The 20,212-nt window shown below is 62.1% G+C and carries 23 protein-coding genes; 11 read left to right on the top strand and 12 right to left on the bottom strand.

Going from position 1 to position 20,212, the window contains the following annotated elements:
- Positions 1-177 precede the first annotated feature (177 nt).
- The 6 genes from KKY_RS04950 (at position 178) to rsmA (ending at position 7,618) form a co-directional block, all read left to right on the top strand.
- Positions 178-1,257 (top strand): LptF/LptG family permease, encoded by a 1,080-nt coding sequence (locus KKY_RS04950; RefSeq protein WP_014130211.1) that lies wholly within the window; start codon positions 178-180, stop codon positions 1,255-1,257.
- A complete protein-coding gene (locus KKY_RS04945; protein ID WP_014130210.1) occupies positions 1,254-2,333 on the top strand; it encodes an LptF/LptG family permease in 1,080 nt (359 codons plus the stop codon). The genes KKY_RS04950 and KKY_RS04945 overlap by 4 nt, the downstream gene beginning before the upstream one ends.
- Positions 2,333-4,618: an LPS-assembly protein LptD gene (locus tag KKY_RS04940; RefSeq protein ID WP_014130209.1), complete on the top strand. Its 2,286-nt coding sequence runs from the start codon at positions 2,333-2,335 to the stop codon at positions 4,616-4,618. Before KKY_RS04945 ends, KKY_RS04940 begins: the two co-directional genes overlap by 1 nt.
- 237 nt (positions 4,619-4,855) lie before the next feature.
- Complete coding sequence (locus KKY_RS04935; RefSeq protein WP_014130208.1) at positions 4,856-5,776, top strand: peptidylprolyl isomerase; 921 nt, start codon at positions 4,856-4,858, stop codon at positions 5,774-5,776.
- A gap of 13 nt (positions 5,777-5,789) precedes the next feature.
- On the top strand, positions 5,790-6,776 hold the full coding sequence (pdxA, locus tag KKY_RS04930) for a 4-hydroxythreonine-4-phosphate dehydrogenase PdxA (protein ID WP_014130207.1): 987 nt from the start codon (positions 5,790-5,792) through the stop codon (positions 6,774-6,776).
- On the top strand, positions 6,773-7,618 hold the full coding sequence (gene rsmA, locus KKY_RS04925) for a 16S rRNA (adenine(1518)-N(6)/adenine(1519)-N(6))-dimethyltransferase RsmA (RefSeq protein WP_014130206.1): 846 nt from the start codon (positions 6,773-6,775) through the stop codon (positions 7,616-7,618). The genes pdxA and rsmA overlap by 4 nt, the downstream gene beginning before the upstream one ends.
- Here the strand turns inward: rsmA and KKY_RS04920 are convergent.
- The 12 genes from KKY_RS04920 to KKY_RS04865 all read right to left on the bottom strand — a co-directional run bounded on the left by KKY_RS04920 (position 7,615) and on the right by KKY_RS04865 (position 15,653).
- Complete coding sequence (locus KKY_RS04920; RefSeq protein ID WP_014130205.1) at positions 7,615-8,028, bottom strand: type II toxin-antitoxin system VapC family toxin; 414 nt, start codon at positions 8,026-8,028, stop codon at positions 7,615-7,617. The two genes, rsmA and KKY_RS04920, sit on opposite strands and share 4 nt — an antisense overlap.
- A complete protein-coding gene (locus KKY_RS04915) occupies positions 8,025-8,273 on the bottom strand; it encodes a type II toxin-antitoxin system VapB family antitoxin (RefSeq protein ID WP_014130204.1) in 249 nt (82 codons plus the stop codon). The genes KKY_RS04920 and KKY_RS04915 overlap by 4 nt, the downstream gene beginning before the upstream one ends.
- A 63-nt stretch (positions 8,274-8,336) precedes the next feature.
- Complete coding sequence (gene gmk / locus KKY_RS04910; RefSeq protein WP_014130203.1) at positions 8,337-8,981, bottom strand: guanylate kinase; 645 nt, start codon at positions 8,979-8,981, stop codon at positions 8,337-8,339.
- Positions 8,982-9,021: 40 nt separating this feature from the next.
- Positions 9,022-9,915, bottom strand: a complete 894-nt coding sequence (locus tag KKY_RS04905; RefSeq protein ID WP_014130202.1) for a YicC/YloC family endoribonuclease — start codon at positions 9,913-9,915, stop codon at positions 9,022-9,024.
- A 2-nt stretch (positions 9,916-9,917) separates the two neighbouring features.
- A complete protein-coding gene (gene mltG / locus KKY_RS04900) occupies positions 9,918-11,060 on the bottom strand; it encodes an endolytic transglycosylase MltG (protein WP_014130201.1) in 1,143 nt (380 codons plus the stop codon).
- Between the two features lie 244 nt (positions 11,061-11,304).
- Complete coding sequence (fabF, locus tag KKY_RS04895) at positions 11,305-12,570, bottom strand: beta-ketoacyl-ACP synthase II (RefSeq protein WP_041529116.1); 1,266 nt, start codon at positions 12,568-12,570, stop codon at positions 11,305-11,307.
- A gap of 33 nt (positions 12,571-12,603) precedes the next feature.
- Positions 12,604-12,840, bottom strand: coding sequence for an acyl carrier protein (locus KKY_RS04890; protein ID WP_014130199.1), 237 nt, complete (start codon positions 12,838-12,840; stop codon positions 12,604-12,606).
- A 221-nt stretch (positions 12,841-13,061) separates the two neighbouring features.
- Positions 13,062-13,799, bottom strand: coding sequence for a 3-oxoacyl-[acyl-carrier-protein] reductase (fabG, locus tag KKY_RS04885; RefSeq protein ID WP_014130198.1), 738 nt, complete (start codon positions 13,797-13,799; stop codon positions 13,062-13,064).
- Between the two features lie 21 nt (positions 13,800-13,820).
- On the bottom strand, positions 13,821-14,768 hold the full coding sequence (gene fabD / locus KKY_RS04880) for an ACP S-malonyltransferase (RefSeq protein WP_014130197.1): 948 nt from the start codon (positions 14,766-14,768) through the stop codon (positions 13,821-13,823).
- Between the two features lie 137 nt (positions 14,769-14,905).
- On the bottom strand, positions 14,906-15,097 hold the full coding sequence (locus KKY_RS04875; protein ID WP_014130196.1) for a helix-hairpin-helix domain-containing protein: 192 nt from the start codon (positions 15,095-15,097) through the stop codon (positions 14,906-14,908).
- Positions 15,094-15,390, bottom strand: coding sequence for a type II toxin-antitoxin system RelE/ParE family toxin (locus tag KKY_RS04870; protein WP_014130195.1), 297 nt, complete (start codon positions 15,388-15,390; stop codon positions 15,094-15,096). The genes KKY_RS04875 and KKY_RS04870 overlap by 4 nt, the downstream gene beginning before the upstream one ends.
- Positions 15,387-15,653: a YlcI/YnfO family protein gene (locus KKY_RS04865; protein WP_014130194.1), complete on the bottom strand. Its 267-nt coding sequence runs from the start codon at positions 15,651-15,653 to the stop codon at positions 15,387-15,389. The genes KKY_RS04870 and KKY_RS04865 overlap by 4 nt, the downstream gene beginning before the upstream one ends.
- A gap of 295 nt (positions 15,654-15,948) precedes the next feature.
- Between KKY_RS04865 and rpsF the strand changes: the two genes are divergently transcribed.
- The 5 genes from rpsF (at position 15,949) to alr (ending at position 20,174) form a co-directional block, all read left to right on the top strand.
- Positions 15,949-16,323: a 30S ribosomal protein S6 gene (gene rpsF / locus KKY_RS04860; RefSeq protein WP_014130193.1), complete on the top strand. Its 375-nt coding sequence runs from the start codon at positions 15,949-15,951 to the stop codon at positions 16,321-16,323.
- A gap of 14 nt (positions 16,324-16,337) precedes the next feature.
- The gene (gene rpsR, locus KKY_RS04855; protein WP_014130192.1) at positions 16,338-16,592 is read left to right on the top strand and encodes a 30S ribosomal protein S18; all 255 of its coding nucleotides are present in this window, start codon (positions 16,338-16,340) and stop codon (positions 16,590-16,592) included.
- Between the two features lie 87 nt (positions 16,593-16,679).
- Entirely contained in the window at positions 16,680-17,291 is a 612-nt protein-coding gene (gene rplI / locus KKY_RS04850) for a 50S ribosomal protein L9 (protein WP_014130191.1), read from the top strand.
- Between the two features lie 196 nt (positions 17,292-17,487).
- Positions 17,488-18,978 carry a replicative DNA helicase gene (locus KKY_RS04845; RefSeq protein ID WP_014130190.1) on the top strand — a complete coding sequence of 497 codons (1,491 nt, stop codon included), beginning with the start codon at positions 17,488-17,490 and terminating at the stop codon, positions 18,976-18,978.
- A 62-nt stretch (positions 18,979-19,040) separates the two neighbouring features.
- Positions 19,041-20,174, top strand: coding sequence for an alanine racemase (gene alr, locus KKY_RS04840; protein WP_014130189.1), 1,134 nt, complete (start codon positions 19,041-19,043; stop codon positions 20,172-20,174).
- Positions 20,175-20,212: the final 38 nt, after the last annotated feature.

Genomic DNA, 20,212 nt, shown 5'->3' with positions numbered 1-20,212 from the left:
GGCGAGGGCATGGGCCGGCGAGGATTCGCCGGGCCGGATGGGGTGAGCATTGTCCGCGGGCGCCGGTTGCGTCAATGCGCAGCCATCATTTGGCGCATTCTGTTGCCACGCTGCGCTTTTTGCCGCCACACGAACAGGGTAGAAGTGTTGCTGACTCGCCGGCACAGGACTCCCTTCTTGGACAGACTTTCGCGATATCTGCAGAGCCAGTTCTTTGCGCAGGCGCTTACCATTTTCGCGGCGGGCGGCGCGCTGATCTGGCTGATGCAACTGTTGCGGCTGTTCGACCTGGTTTCGGCCAAGGGGCAGAATTTTCTCACGCTGATGGGCCAGAGCGGGCTGACCACGCCGACCTTTGCGCGCTCGATCCTTTATGTGTGCTTTGCCATCGGGCTGGTGCGGGGGCTGCGGGCGCTGCAATCGTCACGCGAATTGCACACCATCCATGCCGGGCAACGGACCGACGCGCTGTGGCGGGCGATCATCTCGTTTACGCTGGTCGGGGCGGCGACCGTTACGCTGGTGACAAACTGGATCGAACCGCATTCGCGGCGGATTTCGGCGGACTGGTCGGCCGAAATCGCCGCCGACGTGGTTGGGCGCGCGCTGGTGCCGGGGCGGTTCACCGAGATCGAGGATGGCCTCGTGTTTTCGATTTCGGCTCGGCAGCGGGACGGAACGCTTGTCGATTTCTTTTTCGACGACACGACCAATGAGACGCGGCGGACCTATTTTGCCGAGACCGCCTCGGTGTTTCAGGACGAGACGGGCTATCAGTTGATCCTCAACAATGGCGCCATCCAGTATGAAAGCGCGGGACGGGCCGGATTGAGCCAGATCCGGTTCGCGCAATATCATATCAGCCTTGCGAGCCTGATCGATGCGGCCTCGCGCATCACGAACGCGGCGCAGACCGACAGTTTCGGGCTGCTGGGCAGGGTCTTCGATGAAACCGCGACGCGCGAAGAGGTCAAAATGCTCAATGAGCGGTTTGCCGATACCTTGCGGGCGCTGGCCATCTGCGCGCTGGCGGCGGCGTTTTGCGCCTATCCCGACGGCGGACGCGGGCGGCGGCGCATACCGATGGAGCTGGTGATCCTGCTTGTGGCGTTCGCCGAGCAGGCGGTGAGCGCGTTTTCGGGCGGCGGGGGCCGCCATTTCATGGCGCCGGGCGTGATCCTTGCGTTCTCGCTGGGCCTGTTGTGGCTGCGGAGCCGGCGCGCCTTCATCTTCCCCCGCTGGAGGCTGGCGCGATGAACAGGGTCGGACGCGTCGTCTGCATTCGCCTTGCGGCCCGGATCGGGCTGGTGGTGGGCATCTTTTTCGGCATCATCCTACTTGTCGAATTTCTCGATACGGGACGGTTCAACCAGACCGCCGCGCTGGCCGGGCCATGGACATCGACGGGGCTGGCGTTTCTGAGCGCGTTGCGCTGGAGCCTTCTGGGGCTGCCGGTGACAGTTTTGATCGGGGCGATCGTGGGGCTGATCGACCTGCATTCGCACCGCGAAATGGTCATCATCAGCGCGTCGGGGCGGTCGATCTGGTCGACGATGCGCTGGCCGATTCTGATGATTATCCTCTCGGGCGTGATCGTGACGACGGTGGTCGATAGCTTTGCGATCAGGGTCTATCAGCAGCTCGACGCGGCGCAGATCGGCTGGGGGCGCGCCTATGGGGTGCAGAACCGGGAGACGTGGTTCAACCAGACCGGCGCGGATGGGGATTACATGCTCTATGCGCGTTCGGTGACCCAGGGCGGCACGCAGTTGCGCGATGTTTCGATATTGCGGCTGCAGCCGCAGGGAGGAACGGGCACGCGCATCCACGCGCGGATGGCCGAACTCGAGCCCGGACAATGGCGGATCACCGACGGGATGGTGCTCGATATCGACAGGGCGCCGCAGCCCTTTGCCGAAATGACACTGGCAACCACCGCCACGGGATCGGAACTGAGCCTGCAATTGGGGACGGCGGAGGACATGTCGTGGTTCGACCTGAGGCAGGCATTGCGCAATGGAATCGCGGACCCGTTCGCGCGGGCGGCGGCGGAGACGCGTTTTCAAAAACTCAATGCCGTTCCGTTCGTTCTTGTGGGTGCTTTGCTGATTGCGTTTGCCTTTACCGGCGGTTATCGAAGAACGGGGCATTATGGGTGGACCATCGTCTATGGAATCGTCCTGGGCCTTGTTGTGTTTGTAATCACGGAGATGGCTGACCGAGCCGGCTCGGCAGGCGTTCTCGACCCGATTGCGGCGGCGTGGGGCCCTGCCCTTGTCGCCATCGTGATCGGTTTGACCGTGATCCTGCGTAGAGAAGACGGGCGCGTTTGATGAACAAACCACCCCTGGGGGCAATATCGGTGCGGCGTGGCGCACTTCTGGCCGGCGTCATGGCCGCGGCGCTCGCGTGCGCTCCCGTTGCCAGCGCCCAGCAGCTCGTTCCCGCAGATTTCTTTTCCCGCATCCCCTCGGGCAGCGGCGGCGACATGGCCGTTTCGGCCGACACCATGGTTTTCAATTCGCGCGACGATACTGTGGTGGCGCAGGGGCGCGTCGGGATCAGCTTCCAGGGCTTCCGCGCTTCGGCGGACAGAGCGATCTATTACCAGCGTTCGGGACGGGTCGAACTTGTCGGCAATGTCGCGGTGATCGATCCCGAGGGGATCGAATACGTCGCGGAACGGGTGGAACTGGAAGACGGGTTCCGCGAAGGGTTTTTGCGCGCCCTGACCGTGGCGTTTCCCGATGGCAGCCGGTTTACGGCGGCCGAGACCAATTTCGACGAAGGGGTCGAGCGGGTCTATGTCGAGGGCACCTATGCCCCGTGCGGCACCTGCATCGATGAAAAGGGCAACCGGATCGGGTGGTCGGTGAAGGCGGCGCGAATCGTCACCGACGAGACCGAGCAAGTGATCTATTTCGAGCAGCCCTCGCTGCAATTGCTGGGATTTTCGGTGCTCTCACTGCCCTGGCTGACGCTGCCACAGGGTGAACAGGTCGAATTCCCCGTCCTCAGCTACGATGAGAAATACGGCGTCGCGGTTTCGCTGCCGTTCTTCCGCTATCGCATTGCCGACGGCTCTCTGGCGGTCACGCCCACGCTCTATTCAAACCAGGGTGCGGGACTGGCGCTCGACTGGCGGCAGACGGTCGGCGATGTGAGCTATCGGGTGAGCGCTTCGGGGGTCTATCAGTTCAACCCGGGCGTCTATAGCGGGCTGGCCAATCGCGCCATGCGCGGGGCGGTCCAGACCAGCGGAACGTTCACTCCGACGGACGAATGGACGCTTGGCTGGTCCTACACCGCGTTCACCGATCCGGGCTTTCTGCCCGATTACGACATCGCCAGCGGCACCGAGCGCAATGAAGTCTATGCACAATATCTCGATACCGACACATTCGCCGACGTCCGAGTGCAGCAATTCGTCCGGTTGGGGAACAGATCCAACCAGGCAGCGTTCGAAAACGTTCTCGATCAGCAAGCGCTGACCCACCCCAATGCGGTGATCGATCATGTGGTCGATCTCGAGGGGGATGCAGGCCGCGTCGAGCTGAGTGGCCGGCTTTTGGGCCTGACACGGGCGCTGGACGATACCGGCCACGGATTCGTGCACGGCTATGAGGGCCAATCGGTTCACGCCATGGTGCAGGCAAGCTGGACCAACCAGCACGTCATGCCGGGCGGGATCCTCGTTTCACCCTATCTCGGGCTGCGCGGCGATGCGGCCTCCTATGACGGGGCGAGCCCGGATGCCAGCGCCCCGGCCGGGCAGAGCCTGTTTTCGGCGACCCCGATCGCGGCGCTCGACATCCGCTATCCGCTGCTGGCGCGCGCCAATGGCGCGACGCATGTGATCGAACCCATCGCGCAACTTGTCTATCGCGAGGGAGAGGCGGTGCCCGGCATCGTCAACAATGATTCCCAGGGCTTTGTTTTCGACGATTCCAACCTGTTCAGCTTCAACCGTTTTTCCGGTGCCGACCGGCAGGAGACTGGACTGCGCGCCAATGTGGGCGGGCAGTTCCAGACCAGCTTCGACAATGGCGGCTGGCTGAGCGGATTGATGGGCCAATCCTTCCACCTCGCCGGGACCAACAGCTTCAACGTCACCGACGGAAGCACCGCAGGGATTGCCTCGGGCATGAATGCGGACGCATCCTATTTGGTGGCTGGGCTTCAGGGCGGATATGGCGGGCTGGCGGGTGGTGCCAAAATGCAGTTCGACCCGGCAAGTGGCGACATTCCGCGCCTGCAACTTTCGGCTTCGGGCGAAGTGGAAGGGGTGCGGGTGAGCGGCGACTATGTGTTTATAGCGGCCCAACCCCAACTCAATCAGGTCCGGGATCGCCACGAAATCGGGGTCGACGCGGAAATTCCGGTGGCCGATTACTGGACGGCCAATGCCGGGGTGGCCTGGGACCTGGAGGCCAGCCAATGGCTCGAGGCAACCGCCGGACTGACCTATGACGACAGGTTCCTGGCGTATGGCGTCCAGGCCCTGTGGACCGGGCCGACCCACCATACGGCCGATGATCTGCGGGTCAAAGTCAATCTGAGCCTCAGCGGTCCGGGCAATGACGAGGTCATTGATTTTGGCTACGGCTACCAGTTCTGACGCCGACTTGCAAAAGCCATTTCCATTCCGACCGGTAAGGCTTTAAACAAATCCCAATCGCAACTGCCGAATTTGGCCGCATTTGTGCTAGAGGACGGCTTTGGCCGGAGCATTTCCGCTTTTCTTCGAATCGCGTCAACTGCTCCAATGCCTTATCTTGTCGCGCTTCCGAACCGGATAAGTGGTTTCCACTTATCCTGGAAGTGCTCTAAAAGACGCTTTCAGGGAGCGGAACACATGAGACAATGGCTCGCATTCAGAACCGCTGGCATCTGTCTGGCTCTGGGACTGGCCTTGATGGCCGTCGCAGCGCAGGCGCAGGGCGCGCGCGTGACCGTCAACGGCCAGCCGATCACCGACCAGCAGATCAACGATCGTGCCAATCTGCTGCGTCTCGAGGGCCAGGGATCGAGCAATTCGGCAAGAATACAATTGGCGACAGACTCTCTGATCGACGACGCGATCAAGCTGGCCGAGGCATCGCGCCTTGGCATCAGCGTTTCGGACGGGCAGGTCGATTCAGCCTTTTCCGATATCGCCACCAACATGCGCTCAAGCGTGTCCAACCTCAACGGCATCCTGACCCAGAACGGGGTCAATCCCGACAGTCTGCGCGACCGGCTCGAGGCGGCCATCGCCTGGCAGCAGGTGGTTTCCCAGGTGTTGCGCCAGCGTATCCAGCTTTCCGAACTCGACCTTGAAATGCAGGCGGCCGAGCAGGTCACCCCCGCGCTCGGGTTCGATTATATCCTCAAGGAAGTGCTGTTCGTCATTCCGCAGGGGTCGGGCATTTCGGCCTCTCGCCGGACCGCGGAAGCCAATCAGTATCGCGGGCGCTATACCGGGTGCGATGCGGCGGTCGATCTGGCCATCCAGTTCACCGACGCCGCGGTGCGCGACCTGGGGCGGCGCCATGCAACCCAGCTTCCAGACGCCATTGCCAACGAACTGGCCGGTCTCACGGTCGGGCAGATTTCCAGCCCGCGCGTCGTCGAGAACGGCGTTTCGATGCTGGCCATCTGCGAGAAGGCAGAGGCGCAGGACCTGACCTTCCTGACCGAAGAACTGCGCCAGGAAGCGGGCACTGACGCATTGCAGGCCGAAGCCGAGGCGTATCTGGAGCGCCTGCGCGCCAACGCCGCGATCATCCGCCGCTAGCAGGCGAGCGACCGTGACCCCGCTTGCGCTCACCATGGGCGAGCCTGCCGGCATCGGTCCCGATCTCATCGTGCAACTTTACGCCGACCGGCGGTCCCTTGGACTGCCGGTCTTTGCCGTTTACGGCCATGCCGGCTTTCTGGCCGCACGGGCGGCCCGGCTCGGGCTCGATATCGAGGTCAGGGCGGTAGCGGCCCGCGAGGCAGCGGCAGCGTTTGAAACCGCCCTGCCGGTGATCGATATTGCCGGGGATGTCGACGATACGCCCGGCGAGCCCGATCCCAATACGGCGCCCGTGGTGGTCGGGGCCATTGCACAGGCCGTCGAGGCGGTGCAGGCGGGGGCGTTTCGGGGCGTGGTTACGGCGCCCATACACAAGGCAGCGCTTTATGGGGCCGGATTCGAATATCCCGGGCACACCGAATTTCTTGCCGCGCTTTGCGCCGAGGACGACTTCACGCCCCTGCCCGTGATGATGCTGGCGCATGACGATCTGCGCTGCGTGCCGCTGACCATTCATATCCCGCTGGCCGACGTTCCGGGACAAATCACGCATCAATTGATCCTTGATACCATCCGCGTGATCGCGCGCGACCTTGCGGCCCGATTCGGCATCGCCGCCCCAAAGATCGGCGTGGCAGGGCTCAATCCGCATGCCGGAGAAGATGGGATGATCGGGACTGAAGAGGTCGAGACAATCATTCCCGCACTGGCCGCACTGCGGACCGAGGGGATCGACGTGTTCGGGCCCTTGTCGGCCGATACGCTTTTCTATCCGCCGCACTGGCGCAATTACGATTGTGTTGTGGCGATGTATCACGATCAGGCACTGATCCCGATCAAGACGGTGGCCTTCGACGCGGGGGTCAACGTGACGCTCGGACTGCCTATCGTGCGCACCTCGCCCGACCACGGCACTGCATTCTCGCTGGCGGGAACGGGCAAGGCTTCGCCCAACTCCATGCTGGCGGCGATACGGCTGGCGGACGCAATTTCATGAGTCAGATCGATAGTTTACCGCCGCTTCGTGAAGTGATCGCGGAGCATGGGCTGCGTGCGAAAAAGGAACTGGGGCAGAATTTCCTGCTCGATCTGAACCTGACGGCGCGGATCGCGCGCAGTGCAGGCGATCTGACCGATGTCACGGTGATCGAGGTGGGGCCGGGGCCCGGCGGGCTGACGCGGGCTCTGCTGGCGGCGGGAGCGAAAAAGGTCATCGCCATAGAGCGCGACGAACGGGCGCTGCCTGCCCTTGCACAGATTTCCCAGGCCTATCGAGGCAGGCTCGAGGTAATTTCGGCCGATGCGCTGGAGATCGACTATCGGGTGCTGGCCGAGGGCCGGACGAAGATCGTCGCCAACCTGCCCTACAATATTGCCACCCCGCTTTTGACCGGCTGGTTGTCGCAGGAGCCCTGGCCCGCGTGGTTCGAGAGCCTGACGCTGATGTTTCAGCGCGAGGTCGCCGAGCGAATCGTGGCGAGGCCCGGCGACAAGGCGTATGGACGGCTGGGAGTGCTGACGGGATGGCGCGGCGACGCGCGGATCGCCATGAACCTCGATCGCAACGCCTTTACGCCACCACCGAAGGTGACCTCGTCAGTTGTACACATTGTGCCCAAACAGGTGGAGACCGACGTGCCGGTGCGGGCATTGGAAGAGGTGACGCGGCATGCGTTCGGCCAGCGGCGCAAGATGATCCGCCAGAGTTTGAAGGGGCTGGGTGTGCCGCTTGAGGCGCTGTTTGGCGCTGTCGGCCTCAAGGGCGACGAGCGGGCGGAAACGCTTCCGGTTTCGACCTATATCGCGATGGCGCGGGAAGTGGCTAAACTGCGGGGCTAGGCAGCCCAGGGCGAGACCAGATCAAGGCCGGTGGTTTCGAAATCGCGGATGTTGCGGGTGGCGAGGCGGCCACCATTGACCAGCGCGATGGCGGCAATCATGCCGTCAAATGCAGTCAGGTTCCGACCGCGGCGCGCCAATTGTCCCACGATCGTGCCATAGGCCATCGCGGCCTCTTCGGTGAAGGTGAAAATGCGGCTGCTATAGCGCTGCCGGATGCGAAACAGCCCTTCTTCAAGCCGTTTCGCTCGCTCATCCGGCCGTATTCTCTCAATGCCAAAAGCAAGTTCAGCAATGACGACACTCGAAATCACGATTTCAGAATCATGAGTATCGAGCCAGTGCATAACGGCGCGATCAGGCACTTTCTTCAGCGGCTCGGACATGACGTTGGTATCGACGAAGATCAAAGGTCGATACCTTTGTAGGGTTTGCGAATTTCTGCCAGCACTTTGTCGAGATCCACATCAGTACTGCATTCTGCGTTCAAGCGCCTGAAGAAATCCGCTGCCGGTTCCTGCCCGGTTTCCCTGATTTCATAGGCTTCGAGCGCCCGTTCGACCACTTCGGCGATCGTACGGTTTTCGCGCTGCGCCAGGCGGTGGGCGAGATCGCGGGCCTTGCTGGAGCGGACGGACAGTTGAGGTTGAGCCATTGGCGCCTCCCTATATGAGGCCTCCAATATAGGTTCCGATCAACCTGCCATCAAGATGGCAGGCTAACCCAAAGCGTCGATCTGGGCTTTCAACTCATCGACAAAGCCTTCGAGCTTTGTCTGGCGGCCGCGCTGGAGGCGGGCGCTGGCGAGGATGGAGCGGACCATCTGCACCGATTGTTCGAGGTCTTCGTTGACCAGCACGTAATCGTATTCCGAATAGTGCTCCATCTCCTTGCGGGCGTTGCGCAGGCGCTTTTCGATGGTGCCGACGCTGTCCTGGGCGCGGCGTTCGAGGCGGGCGCGCAATTCGGCAATCGAGGGGGGCAGGATGAAAACCGTGACCATGTCCTCGCGGCAGTTCTCATAGAGCTGCAGCGTGCCCTGGTAGTCGATATCGAACAGGATATCCTTGCCGGTCGAGAGACGTTCCTCGACCTTTTCGCGGGGGGTGGCGTAATAATTGCCGTGGACCTCGGCCCATTCGAGCAGCTCGCCCCGGTCGCGCATCTTCTCGAAGGTGGGGACGTCGATGAAATGATAATGGGTGCCGTCGATCTCGTCGGTGCGGCGGGTGCGGGTGGTGATCGAGACGGACAGGCGGATGTTGGGATCCTGAGCGAACAATTGGCGCGAGATCGAGGATTTCCCGGCCCCCGACGGCGAAGCGATCACCAGCATGACGCCGCGGCGCGCAAAATCCATCATTGTCGTATTCCCTGCCCTCATCCGTCCGGCGTCTTCCGGACTACTCCAGATTCTGGACCTGCTCCCGTAACTGATCGATAGCCGCCTTGAGGTCAAGTCCGATGGCGGTCAGGCTCACATCATTGCTTTTCGAGCAGAGCGTATTGGCCTCGCGGTTGAATTCCTGGCTGAGGAAATCGAGCTTGCGACCGACCGGGCCACCCTTGCCCAAAAGATCGCGGGCGGCGGTGACGTGGGCGGTGAAGCGGTCTAGTTCCTCGGCAATATCGGCCTTGGTGGCCAGCAGCGCCGCTTCCTGGTGCAGGCGCTCTTCGGACAAGCCCTTTTCGGCATCGAGGAGCGTTGCGACCTGCTCACTCAGGCGGGCGAGGATGGCCTCGCGCGAGCGGGCCGGATGGGCGCGCGCGGCATCGGCGAGGACAGCGATTTCCTCGATATGCCGGGCGATGACGGCGCCGATGCGCGCGCCTTCGGCGCGGCGGGATTCGACGAGGGCGTTGAGCGCTACGCCGAGACAGTCGAGCACCGCTGCGTGCAGGCGCTCTTCGAGGTCCGGGGTCAGTTGCGGCTCTTCGGCCTCCATGACGCCCTTTAGGGCAAGGATGGCTTCGATGGAGGGCTTGCGGGCGTCGATGCGCTTTTCGAGGCTCTCGATCAGATTGAGAACGCGATCGAGGGCGCGCTCATTGACCACAAGATCGGCATCGGCGGCGTGACGCTGGAGGTTGATGAAGATCGAGACCGAACCTCGGGCCAGCTTCTCGCCGACCATGCGGCGGATATCGCCATCGAGAACGTCAAGGCCGGGCGACAGCCGCGAGCGGATATCCAGACCGCGCCCGTTGACCGACTTGATTTCCACGAGGATGGAATAGCCATCGCTCTGGGCGCTGGCGCGCCCGAAGCCGGTCATCGAAGCGAGTGGCTGTCCCATCCCTACTGGCTTTCGGCTGCGGGTTCTTCGGCTGCCGGATCGCCCGCCTCGGCGGCCTCCTCGGCCTCTATGGCGTCCATTTCAGCCTGCGCTTCGGCATCGGCGGCGTCCTCGGCGGCCTGGCGCTCGATTTCGCGATAGGCAGCGACATTTTGCTGATGCTCGGCATAGGTTTCGGCAAAGACGTGACCATCGGAGGGTACAGCGCCTTTGGCGACGAAATAGAGATAATCGTGCTCGTCGGGGTGGGCGACGGCGCGCAGGGAATCGATGCCCGGATTGGCGATGGGTCCGGCGGGCAGGCCATCGATCTGATAGGTGTTATAGGGCGTGACCTGATCGATTTCGGAACGGCGCAGGCCGCGCCCCAGCGCCCCCTGCCCCAGCGTGATGCCGTAGATGATGGTGGGGTCGGACTGAAGGCGCATGCCGACCCGGAGCCGGTTGACGAACACGGCGGCAACCTGGGGCCGTTCGCTGGCCAGGCCGGTTTCGCGCTCCACAATGGAGGCGAGAATGACCAGATCGGCGGGATCGTCGATGGGCAGGTCCTCGTCGCGGCCCGCCCAGATCTCGGCCAACGCCTCGTCCATAGCGGCGGTCATGGCGTCGATCACCGACTGGCGGGTGTCGCCGCGGCGATAGGAATAGGCACCGGGCAGCAGGCTGCCTTCGGGCGGCAGGACTTCGATGTTTCCGGTCAGGTCGGGGTCGGCGTTGACGCGCTCGACAACCTGCCAGGAGGTGAACCCCTCGGGGACCACGACCTGATGCTGGATGGGCGTGCCCTCGGTCAGCTCCTGGATGATATCGAGCATGGAGGAGCCAGCGGCGATGTTGAATTCGCCCGCCCGCAGGTCATTGCCGCGGCGCAGAAGACGTGAGCCGTAATTGAAGACGTCGGCGTTGGAAATGAACCCCTGTTCCTCAAGGCGCGAGGCGACGGTGCCGAGGACATTGCCGGATTCCACGACGAAACTGCGGTCCTCATCGAACGGTCCTTCGGCGTTAAAGACCGTTACGCCGTAGATGAATACGCCAGCGACGCCGAGAAGGGCGAGCAGAATGAGGGTCAGTAGGCCATTGAGGGCCTCGAAAAAGCCATTGGACGAACGGCGGCGGTTCTTTTTCTTGCGGTCGGCCATACGGTCGAGTTCCGTCCCTTCGGTCTGGCGCGGGTCTTGGGCCCGTCATATCAAGGATAGTCTATGCGTGCGAATCCGCATGGGCCGCACGGTCATATGGGCCAAAAAATCGGGCGAAAACAAGGGTCAAATGGGGGATTGGGGGCGCTGAGCCGGCGTTTGCAGCCACTTCTGCCGTGGCAGCGGAGAGGTGGCAGGTCCCCGGGTCAAGTCCGAGGACGACGACCGGAAAGTATGGGGTCCCTTACCAGGTGACCTTTGAGAAGATCAGGGACGCATTGGTGCCGCCGAAGCCGAAGGAATTGGACAGCGCGACGTTGATTTCCTTTTCCACCGGCTTGTGCGGGGCCAGATTGATCACGGTCTGAACCGAAGGGTTGTCGAGATTGATGGTCGGCGGAGCGATATTGTCGCGCATGGCCAGCAGCGAGAAGATCGCTTCGACAGCGCCGGCGGCGCCGAGCAGGTGGCCGACAGCGGATTTGGTGGAGCTCATCACAACATTGGGTGCCGCCTCGCCCAGAAGGCGGGTGACGGCGCCAAGTTCGATCTCGTCGCCGAGCGGGGTCGAGGTGCCGTGGGCGTTGATATAATCGATATCGGCAGCGGTGATCCCGGCGCGTTTGAGAGCAGCGGACATGGAGCGGAAGCCGCCATTGCCATCGTCTGCGGGCGCTGTGATGTGGTGCGCATCGCCCGAAAGGCCATAGCCGATCACTTCGCCATAGATATGGGCGCCGCGGGCCCTGGCGTGCTCGTATTCCTCGAGAACGACAATACCGGCGCCTTCGCCCATAACGAACCCGTCGCGGTCCTTGTCATAGGGGCGCGATGCCTTTTCGGGCGTGTCGTTGAAGCCGGTCGAGAGCGCGCGGCAGGCGGCAAACCCGGCCAGAGAAAGCCGGTTGATCGGGGATTCTGCGCCGCCGGCCACCATCACGTCGGCATCGTCGAGGGCGATCAGGCGGGCCGCATCGCCGATGGCGTGAGCGCCAGTCGAGCAGGCCGTGACGACCGAGTGGTTGGGGCCCTTGAGCCCATGCTCGATCGAGACATAGCCGGACGCGAGATTGATGAGACGGCCGGGGATGAAGAAGGGGCTGATGCGACGCGGGCCCTTTTCGGCGAGGGTGATCGAGGCATCGTAAATGCCCCCGACCCCGCCAATGCCCGAACCGATGAGGACGCCTGTACGTTCCTGCTGTTCGAGGGTTTTTGCCTCATAGCCGGAATCGCGAAGGGCCTGGGTGGACGCCGCCATGGCAAAGACGATGAATGGATCGACCTTGCGCTGTTCCTTGGGCTCCATCCAATCGTCGGGATTGAATTTGCCCTCGGCGGTATCGCCCATGGGAATGCGGCAGGCGATCTGGCAGGCCAGATCGCCAACCTCAAAGTCGGTAACACGCTGCGCGCCGGATTTGGACGCGAGGATATTTGACCATACGGTCTGGTGACCCACGCCCAAAGGGCTGACAATCCCCAGACCGGTGACGACGACGCGGCGCATTTTCATGGGCGTAAAGCTAACCGGCTGGGCCGATTATGCAGTGGCCTTGGTGAGGAAGGCGACGGCGTCACCGAAAGTCTGGATGGACTCGGCGGCGTCGTCAGGGATTTCCACGCCGAATTCTTCTTCAAAGGCCATCACGAGTTCGACCTGATCGAGCGAATCCGCCCCCAGATCATCCATGAAGCTGGCCTTTTCAGCGACCTTGTCGGCTTCGACGTTCAAATGCTCCACGACGATCTTACGGACGCGATCTTCGATGTCGCTCATAGTGTCTTCCTTTTTTGCAGACTAATGAATTCGTTGTTTGACGCTCTGCCTTTGCGGGCAGCGGCGGATTAGCCAATCGGCTCCCTTGTGAGCAGCGGCGGAATTTGCTGGCTTTGAGCCGTTCTCGTCTTTCTTCCGGCCACAACGTGCGGGGGCAACTATCACACTTTTTTTCCGATGACCATATCGCCAACGCCAAACTTGGCAAGCCCTTTCACGGGTCAGATCATCACCATTCCACCGTTCACGTTCAGGGTGTGGCCGGTGATGTAGGCGGCGCCCTCGGTGGAGAGGAACACGGCAGCCGAGGCGATCTCGTCGGCGGTGCCGAGGCGGCCGGCAGGGACTTTCTGCAGGATGGTTTCCTGCTGCTTGTCGTTGAGTTCATCGGTCATTGCCGAAGCGATGAAGCCCGGAGCGATGGTGTTTACCGTGATGCCGCGGCTGGCCACTTCATAGGCCAATGCCTTGCTCATACCGGCCAGACCGGCCTTTGACGCGGCATAGTTGCCCTGCCCGGGATTGCCGACCACGCCGACAACCGAAGTGATCGAGATGATGCGGCCGAAGCGGCGCTTCATCATGCCCTTGATGGCGGCGCGGGTAAGATGGAAGGGGGCCGTCAGGTTGATCTTGAGGACGTCGTCCCATTCCTCGTCCTTCATGCGCATGAAGAGATTGTCGCGGGTCATGCCGGCATTGTTGACCAGGATATCGACGCCGCCCATGGCGTCCTCGGCCTGGGGCACGAGGCGCTCGACCGAATCGAGGTCGGAGAGATTGCAGGGCAGAATGTGCTTTTTGCCCGAAATGTCCTTTGCCACCTCTTCGAGGGCTCCGACGCGGGTGCCGCTGAGGGCCACTTCGGCGCCCTGGCTCGCGAGGGCTTTGGCGATGGCCGAACCGATGCCGCCGCTGGCGCCAGTGACGAGGGCGCGTTTTCCGGAAAGATCGAACATAGTGGTGCTCTCCTCGTTCTTTTAGTTTCGAGCGGCCAGAAAGGCTTCGATATCGGCCTGAGTGCCGATGGCCTGGGCAGCGACATCCTTGTTGATGCGCTTGGCAAGCCCGGTGAGAACCTTGCCGGTGCCCAGCTCGTACAGTTCGGTGACGCCGCACTCGCCGGTGAGCCAGGTCACCGATTCTGTCCAACGCACCATACCGGTGACCTGTTCGACGAGGTGACGGCGAATTTCGGCGGGGTCGGTGATGGGAGCGGCGAGCACATTTGCGACGAGGGGCACCGCCGGAGCTTTCATATCGACCATGGCAAGCGCCGCTTCCATGGCTTCGGCGGCGGGCTCCATGAGCGCGCAATGGAACGGAGCGCTGACCGGGAGCGGCAGGGCGCGCTTGGCGCCGCGGGCCTTGGCCAGTTCCATGGCACGCTCGATGGCGCTGGCATCGCCGGAAATCACCACCTGGCCCGGGGAATTGTCGTTGGCGACATCGCAGACCGAGCCTTCGGCGGCAGAAGCGGCGATTTCGCGGACAGCGTCCATTTCCAGACCGAGGATGGCGGCCATGGCGCCCTGCCCGACCGGCACGGCCTGCTGCATGGCGCGGCCACGGGTCTGAAGCAGACGAGCCGTGTCCGAGAGCGAAAAGGTGCCGGCGGCGCAAAGGGCCGAATATTCGCCGAGCGAATGACCGGCGACATAGCTGGCGGTGTCGGCGACGGAGACGCCATTGGCTTCAAGCACGCGGATGACGGCGATGGAGGCGGCCATCAATGCGGGCTGGGCGTTTTCGGTAAGGCGCAGCGTGTCCTCGGGGCCTTCGAACATGATTTTCGAAAGCGCGAGACCAAGCGCATCATCGACTTCCTCGAAGACGGCGCGGGCCTCGGGATAGGCCTGGGCAAGGTCGTGCCCCATGCCGACAGCCTGGCTGCCCTGTCCGGGAAAGGTGAAGGCCGGTTTGGTCATGACGTCCTCTCGCGCAATTCTTCTTCTGGCGGCAATTTGGGGGTGCTGATGGTCAATGGCAAGCGCCCTGCCGCTGGTTGGCGGGCGAGGTGCCCGCAAAACCGGGCCAAGTCAAGGCGAAGCGCAGGAAAGGACCGCTATTTCTGTGCGAAGTCCAGCCCGGCCCGCTTCATGGCGGCCTCGACGGTCGGCAGCGACGCCGGGCCGACACCGTGCAGGGCGAGGAATTCTTTCCGGGAGAGTTTGGCGAGATCTTCGAGGGTTTTTATGCCCGCGTGATCGAGAGCGCCGGCGGCGGGGCGGCTGAGTTTTTTGGGGAGGTCGGTCATAGATAATCGTCCTCGAGCTGGTGACGGATGGCGAGGATGGTGACGAGTTCGCCACGAACAGCATACATAGCGACATATCCGGAATTGCTGAAGCTGATGACCAACTCCCGGACGAACGGATTTCCACCTTCGACGGTACGGGTGCTGAATGGAAACATTTCCAGGACCTTTACTGCATCGAGAATTGCATTGAGCGCCCGGCGGGCCGCGGCTGGATCTTTGCTCGCCAGAAAGTCCACCAGGCGTTCGATGTCACGGCGGGCGGGCGCGGCGTATTCGATGCGATAATTCACTCTCCCCGTTCCGCTCGCGAAACAATCGCCTCCAACCCTGCGTGAACCTCGTCAGCGGAAAAGGTGGGGGCACCTTCTTCAACTTCACGCAGGGCTGTCAGTCCGCGCGCGTGAAACTCCTGACGCATTTTCCGAAGCTCGACAGCTCGCTTTACGGCATTTTCGATAAAAGATGAGAGAGATTCACCCTCTTTGAGAATATCGTCGGCCGCCTTGCGCAGTTCGGGATCGACGCGCAGCGAGGGGAATGTCGCGGTTTTCATGACTGACCTCATGCGTTGCATTTGCGATGCACGTTAACATGGCCATGCTGGGGCGCCAAGGAAAGCCTTGCAATCGGCACCCATCCGCTATAGATGACGCCAGCATTCGTTTGGCCGGGGGCTGAACGGAGGGTTGTTTGTTGTGTCACAAACGCAAGGAACAATGGACCGATAGTTTGCTGGTCCGGCCTCCCGTGTTCCCGCTCTTTAGTAGAACCTTTGTCGCCTTTCCATGGCTACAAGGAGGCTCCGCGCCGGCGATGCTTTTTGACGTAAAAAGTGAGAAAGGCATTCTATGCCCCTTTATGAGCATATCTTTCTGTCGCGGCAGGACGTTTCCGCGCAGCAGGTCGAAGACCTGACCAAGACCTATACCGACCTTCTGGCCGAAAACGGCGGCAAGGTCGCAAAGTCGGAATATTGGGGGGTCAAGTCGCTCTCCTACCGCATCAACAAGAACCGCAAGGCGCATTACACGCTGCTCAACATCGAAGCGCCGGCCACCGCCGTTGCCGAAATGGAGCGCCAGATGCGCATCAACGAAGACGTGCTGCGCTTCATGACCATCCGCGTGGATGAGCATGAGGAAGGCCCTTCGGTGATGATGCAGAAGCGTGATCGCGACGACCGCCCCGGTGGCGACCGTCCCCGCGGCCCGCGCCGCTTCTAAGGAGTAGATGAGTTATGGCTATTCGTGATCTTACCCAGTCCCAGACCCGTCGCCCCTTCCAGCGCCGCCGCAAGACCTGCCCGTTCTCGGGCGCCAATGCACCGGTCATCGACTACAAGGATGTCCGCCTGCTGCAGCGCTATGTTTCCGAACGCGGCAAGATCGTGCCCTCGCGCATCACGGCCGTTTCGGCCAAGAAGCAGCGCGAGTTGGCCCGTGCCATCAAGCGCTCGCGTTTCCTGGGCCTTCTGCCCTACGCGGTGAAATAAGCAGCGATCGCTGCATTCGCTGGGGGCTGGAAATCGGTCCGGCCCTCTAACCGCCTCCTTCAGGCGGGACAGCATTGGAGAAAACAAATGAAAGTTATCCTTCTCGAACGCGTGGGCCGCATGGGCACCATCGGCGACGAAGTGACCGTCAAGGACGGTTTTGCCCGCAACTTCCTTCTGCCGCAGGGCAAGGCGCTCCGCGCTTCGGAAGCCAATCGCGCCAAGTTCGAAGCCGAACGCCAGACCATCGAAGCACGCAACGCCGAACGCCGTTCGGAAGCTGAAAAGAACGCCGCTTCGCTCGACGGCAAGACCATCGTGATGGTGCGTCAGGCCGGCGAAACCGGCCAGCTTTACGGTTCGGTCTCGGCCCGCGATATCGCCGACGCGCTTCTCGCCGATGGCGAAAAGATCGAACGCAATCAGGTCGACCTCGAAGGCCCGATCAAGACTGTCGGCCTGCATGAAGTCGCGCTGAACCTGCACGCCGAAGTTGCGGTCAAGATCACCGTCAACGTCGCCCGTTCGGCAGACGAAGCCGAGCGTCAGGCCGCCGGCGAAAACCTGGCCCGCAAGGACTATAACGACGAGGAAGAAGAATTCGTCTCCCTCGCCGACATGGAAGACGAAGACTACGAGGCAACGCAGGGCGAAGCCGCCGCTGCGGCCGAGGAAATCGAGCGTCAGCAGGACGCATAAGCGCCTCTGTTCAGTCGAATCGAAGAGGCCGGGCCCTGCGCCCGGCCTTTTTGTTTGTCGAGGCGCGGGGAAAGTTATCCCCGCATTTTGTAGAAATCACACGACGCGAATCTGATAGAATCGGAAGGCGTATTCTTTCTTGCATCGGGCCTCGCTCGGGTTAAGAGAGTGTGAACACCAATCCCAAGAGAGCGTTATGGAAGCTGTGAGGCGGCTCGCGCCCGTCACGACCGAATCCGAAGCCAAGTACAAGACCGCTCCGCACAATATCGAGGCGGAACAGGCGTTGCTGGGCGCGATTCTGGTCAACAACGAAGCGTTCTATCGCGTCTCGGACTTTCTCGAGCCCGATCATTTCTACGAGCAGATTCACCGGGCGATCTTCGAGGTCTGCGGCAAGATCATCAGGGCGGGCAAGACAGCGACCCCGGTGACCGCCAAGACATACCTGCCCGACGATCTGCTCGAAGGCGTCACCATGGCGCAATATCTGGCGCGGCTGGCGGCGGAGGCGACCACGGTCCTCAACGCCGCGGACTACGGGCAGGCGATCTATGACCTTGCGATCCGGCGCAATCTGATCCTGATCGGTGAGGAGGTGATGGACACCGCCTATAACGCCGATGTGGAAAGCTCGGCCCAGATCCAGATCGAGGAGGCCGAAAAGCGGCTGTTCGACCTGGCCGAAAAGGGCCGCTACGATGGCGGTTTCCAGGGGTTCAACCAGGCGCTCATCGAAGCGATCAACATGGCGGGCGAAGCCTATTCGCGCGACGGATCGCTTTCGGGCACCGCCACGGGACTGACCGATCTCGACCGGCTGATGGGCGGGCTTCAGCGCTCGGATCTGATCATCCTTGCGGCGCGTCCGGCCATGGGCAAGACATCGCTGGCCACCAATATCGCGTTTTCCGTCGCCAAAGCCTACAAGGCCGAGCCGACCCCGGACGGACACATGAAGACCGTCAATGGCGGGGTAGTCGGGTTCTTTTCGCTCGAAATGAGCGCCGAACAGCTCGCCACCCGTGTTCTGGCCGAGCAATCGGAAATTTCCTCGTCTGACATACGGCGTGGCAATATTCACGAGAGCCAGTACACCAAGCTCGTCGACACCTCCAATATCATGGCGCAGGTGCCGCTTTATATCGACGATACGGGCGGCATCTCCATCGCCCAGCTTTCTGCACGTGCCCGGCGTTTGAAGCGCCAGAAGGGGCTCGACCTGCTGATCGTCGACTACCTCCAGCTCTTGTCGGGTTCGAAAAAGGCCGGCGAGAATCGCGTGCAGGAATTGACCGAGATCACCACGGGCCTCAAAGCGCTGGCCAAGGAGCTCGAGGTTCCCATCATCGCCCTGTCCCAGCTTTCGCGTCAGGTGGAAAACCGCGAGGACAAGCATCCCCAGCTCGCCGATCTGCGTGAATCGGGCTCGATCGAGCAGGACGCCGACGTGGTGCTGTTCGTCTATCGCGAGGAATATTATCTGGGCAACAAGGAGCCCAAGGAAGGCACGCAGGAACATCTCGAATGGCAGGCCGAGATGGAAAAGGTGCATGGCCGGGCCGAAGTGATCATCGCCAAGCAGCGCCACGGCCCCACGGGCACCGTGCAGTTGCACTTCCAGGCCAACCTCACACGCTTCTCGAACCTGGCGCGCGAGGATTATCTGCCCACCAGAGGCGAGTAGCCCGGCTTGCCGCGCCCGTCGGTTTCGCGCTACGCCAGACCGGAAGGGATTCGGCGGACGTCATGACCAGTTCAAAGAGCATTCTCGGTGGCGGCATCACCATCGACCTCGATGCCATCGTGCGCAACTGGAAGGCGCTCGATACGGTATCGGGCAAATCGCTGACCGGGGCCGTGCTCAAGGCCGATGGCTATGGCACGGGCGCGAAAACGGTGGGCCGGGCGCTTTACAAGGCCGGGGCGCGGTTCTTTTTCGTTGCGACGCCCGATGAGGGCGTGGTGCTGCGCGAGGCGATCCCCAATGCGTTCATTTTCGTTCTCGACGGGCTGATCCCGCGCACGGCAGCCGATTATGCGGCGCACGGGCTGATGCCGGTGCTCGCCTCGATGAGCCAGTTAACCGAATGGCTCGATTTCTGCCTCAACAGGGGCAAGGCGGCTCCGGCGGCGCTGCATTTCGACACCGGGTTCAACCGGGTGGGATTTCGCATGAAAGAGGCCGAACTCGTCGCGCGGGAATTGAAACAGTCCGGGTTCGAACCGCAGATGATCATGAGCCATTTCGCCTGCGCCGATCAGCCGAGCCACGAGATGACCCGCAAGCAGAACGGGCTGTTTCAGGGCCTGCTCAATCATTTCCCGGACGTTCCCGCCTCAATCGCCAATTCGGCGGCGGTGATGAGTTCGAAGGATTATCACTACCATCTCGTGCGGCCCGGCATTGCCATGTATGGCGGGCGCGCCATCAACGGGCGGCCCAACCCGATGGCGCCGGTCATTTCGATGGATGTGCCGATCCTGCAGATCAAGGACGCGCGGATCGGGGAAACCGTGGGCTATGGCGCCGCCTATCGCCTGCGCCGCGACACGCGCATCGCCATCATGGCGCTGGGCTATGCGGACGGGTATTTCCGCGGGCTTTCGGGCATTGGGGGGCAAATGGGCGGACGCGTTGCCGTCAACGGCACCATCGTTCCGGTGCTGGGGCGGATCTCGATGGACATGACGGCCATCGACATCACCGATGTGCAAGGGTTGGTGCAACCGGGAGATCCGGTGGAAATCCTCGGTCCCAATATTTCAATCGACGACGTCGCCGACGCGGCGCGGACGATCGGGTACGAAGTGCTGACGACGCTGAATGGGCGCTTTCCGCGCAGCTATATCAATGTGCCGGACGGCGTATCGCTCGATTGAGATTTGTTCTCAATTTGTTCTTGATTGAAGCCTGGTCC

The organism is Pelagibacterium halotolerans B2 (assembly GCF_000230555.1).
Classification (GTDB): domain Bacteria; phylum Pseudomonadota; class Alphaproteobacteria; order Rhizobiales; family Devosiaceae; genus Pelagibacterium; species Pelagibacterium halotolerans.
The sequence above is the reverse complement of the archived record's forward strand: the minus strand, read 5'-3'. Positions and strand labels throughout refer to the sequence as shown.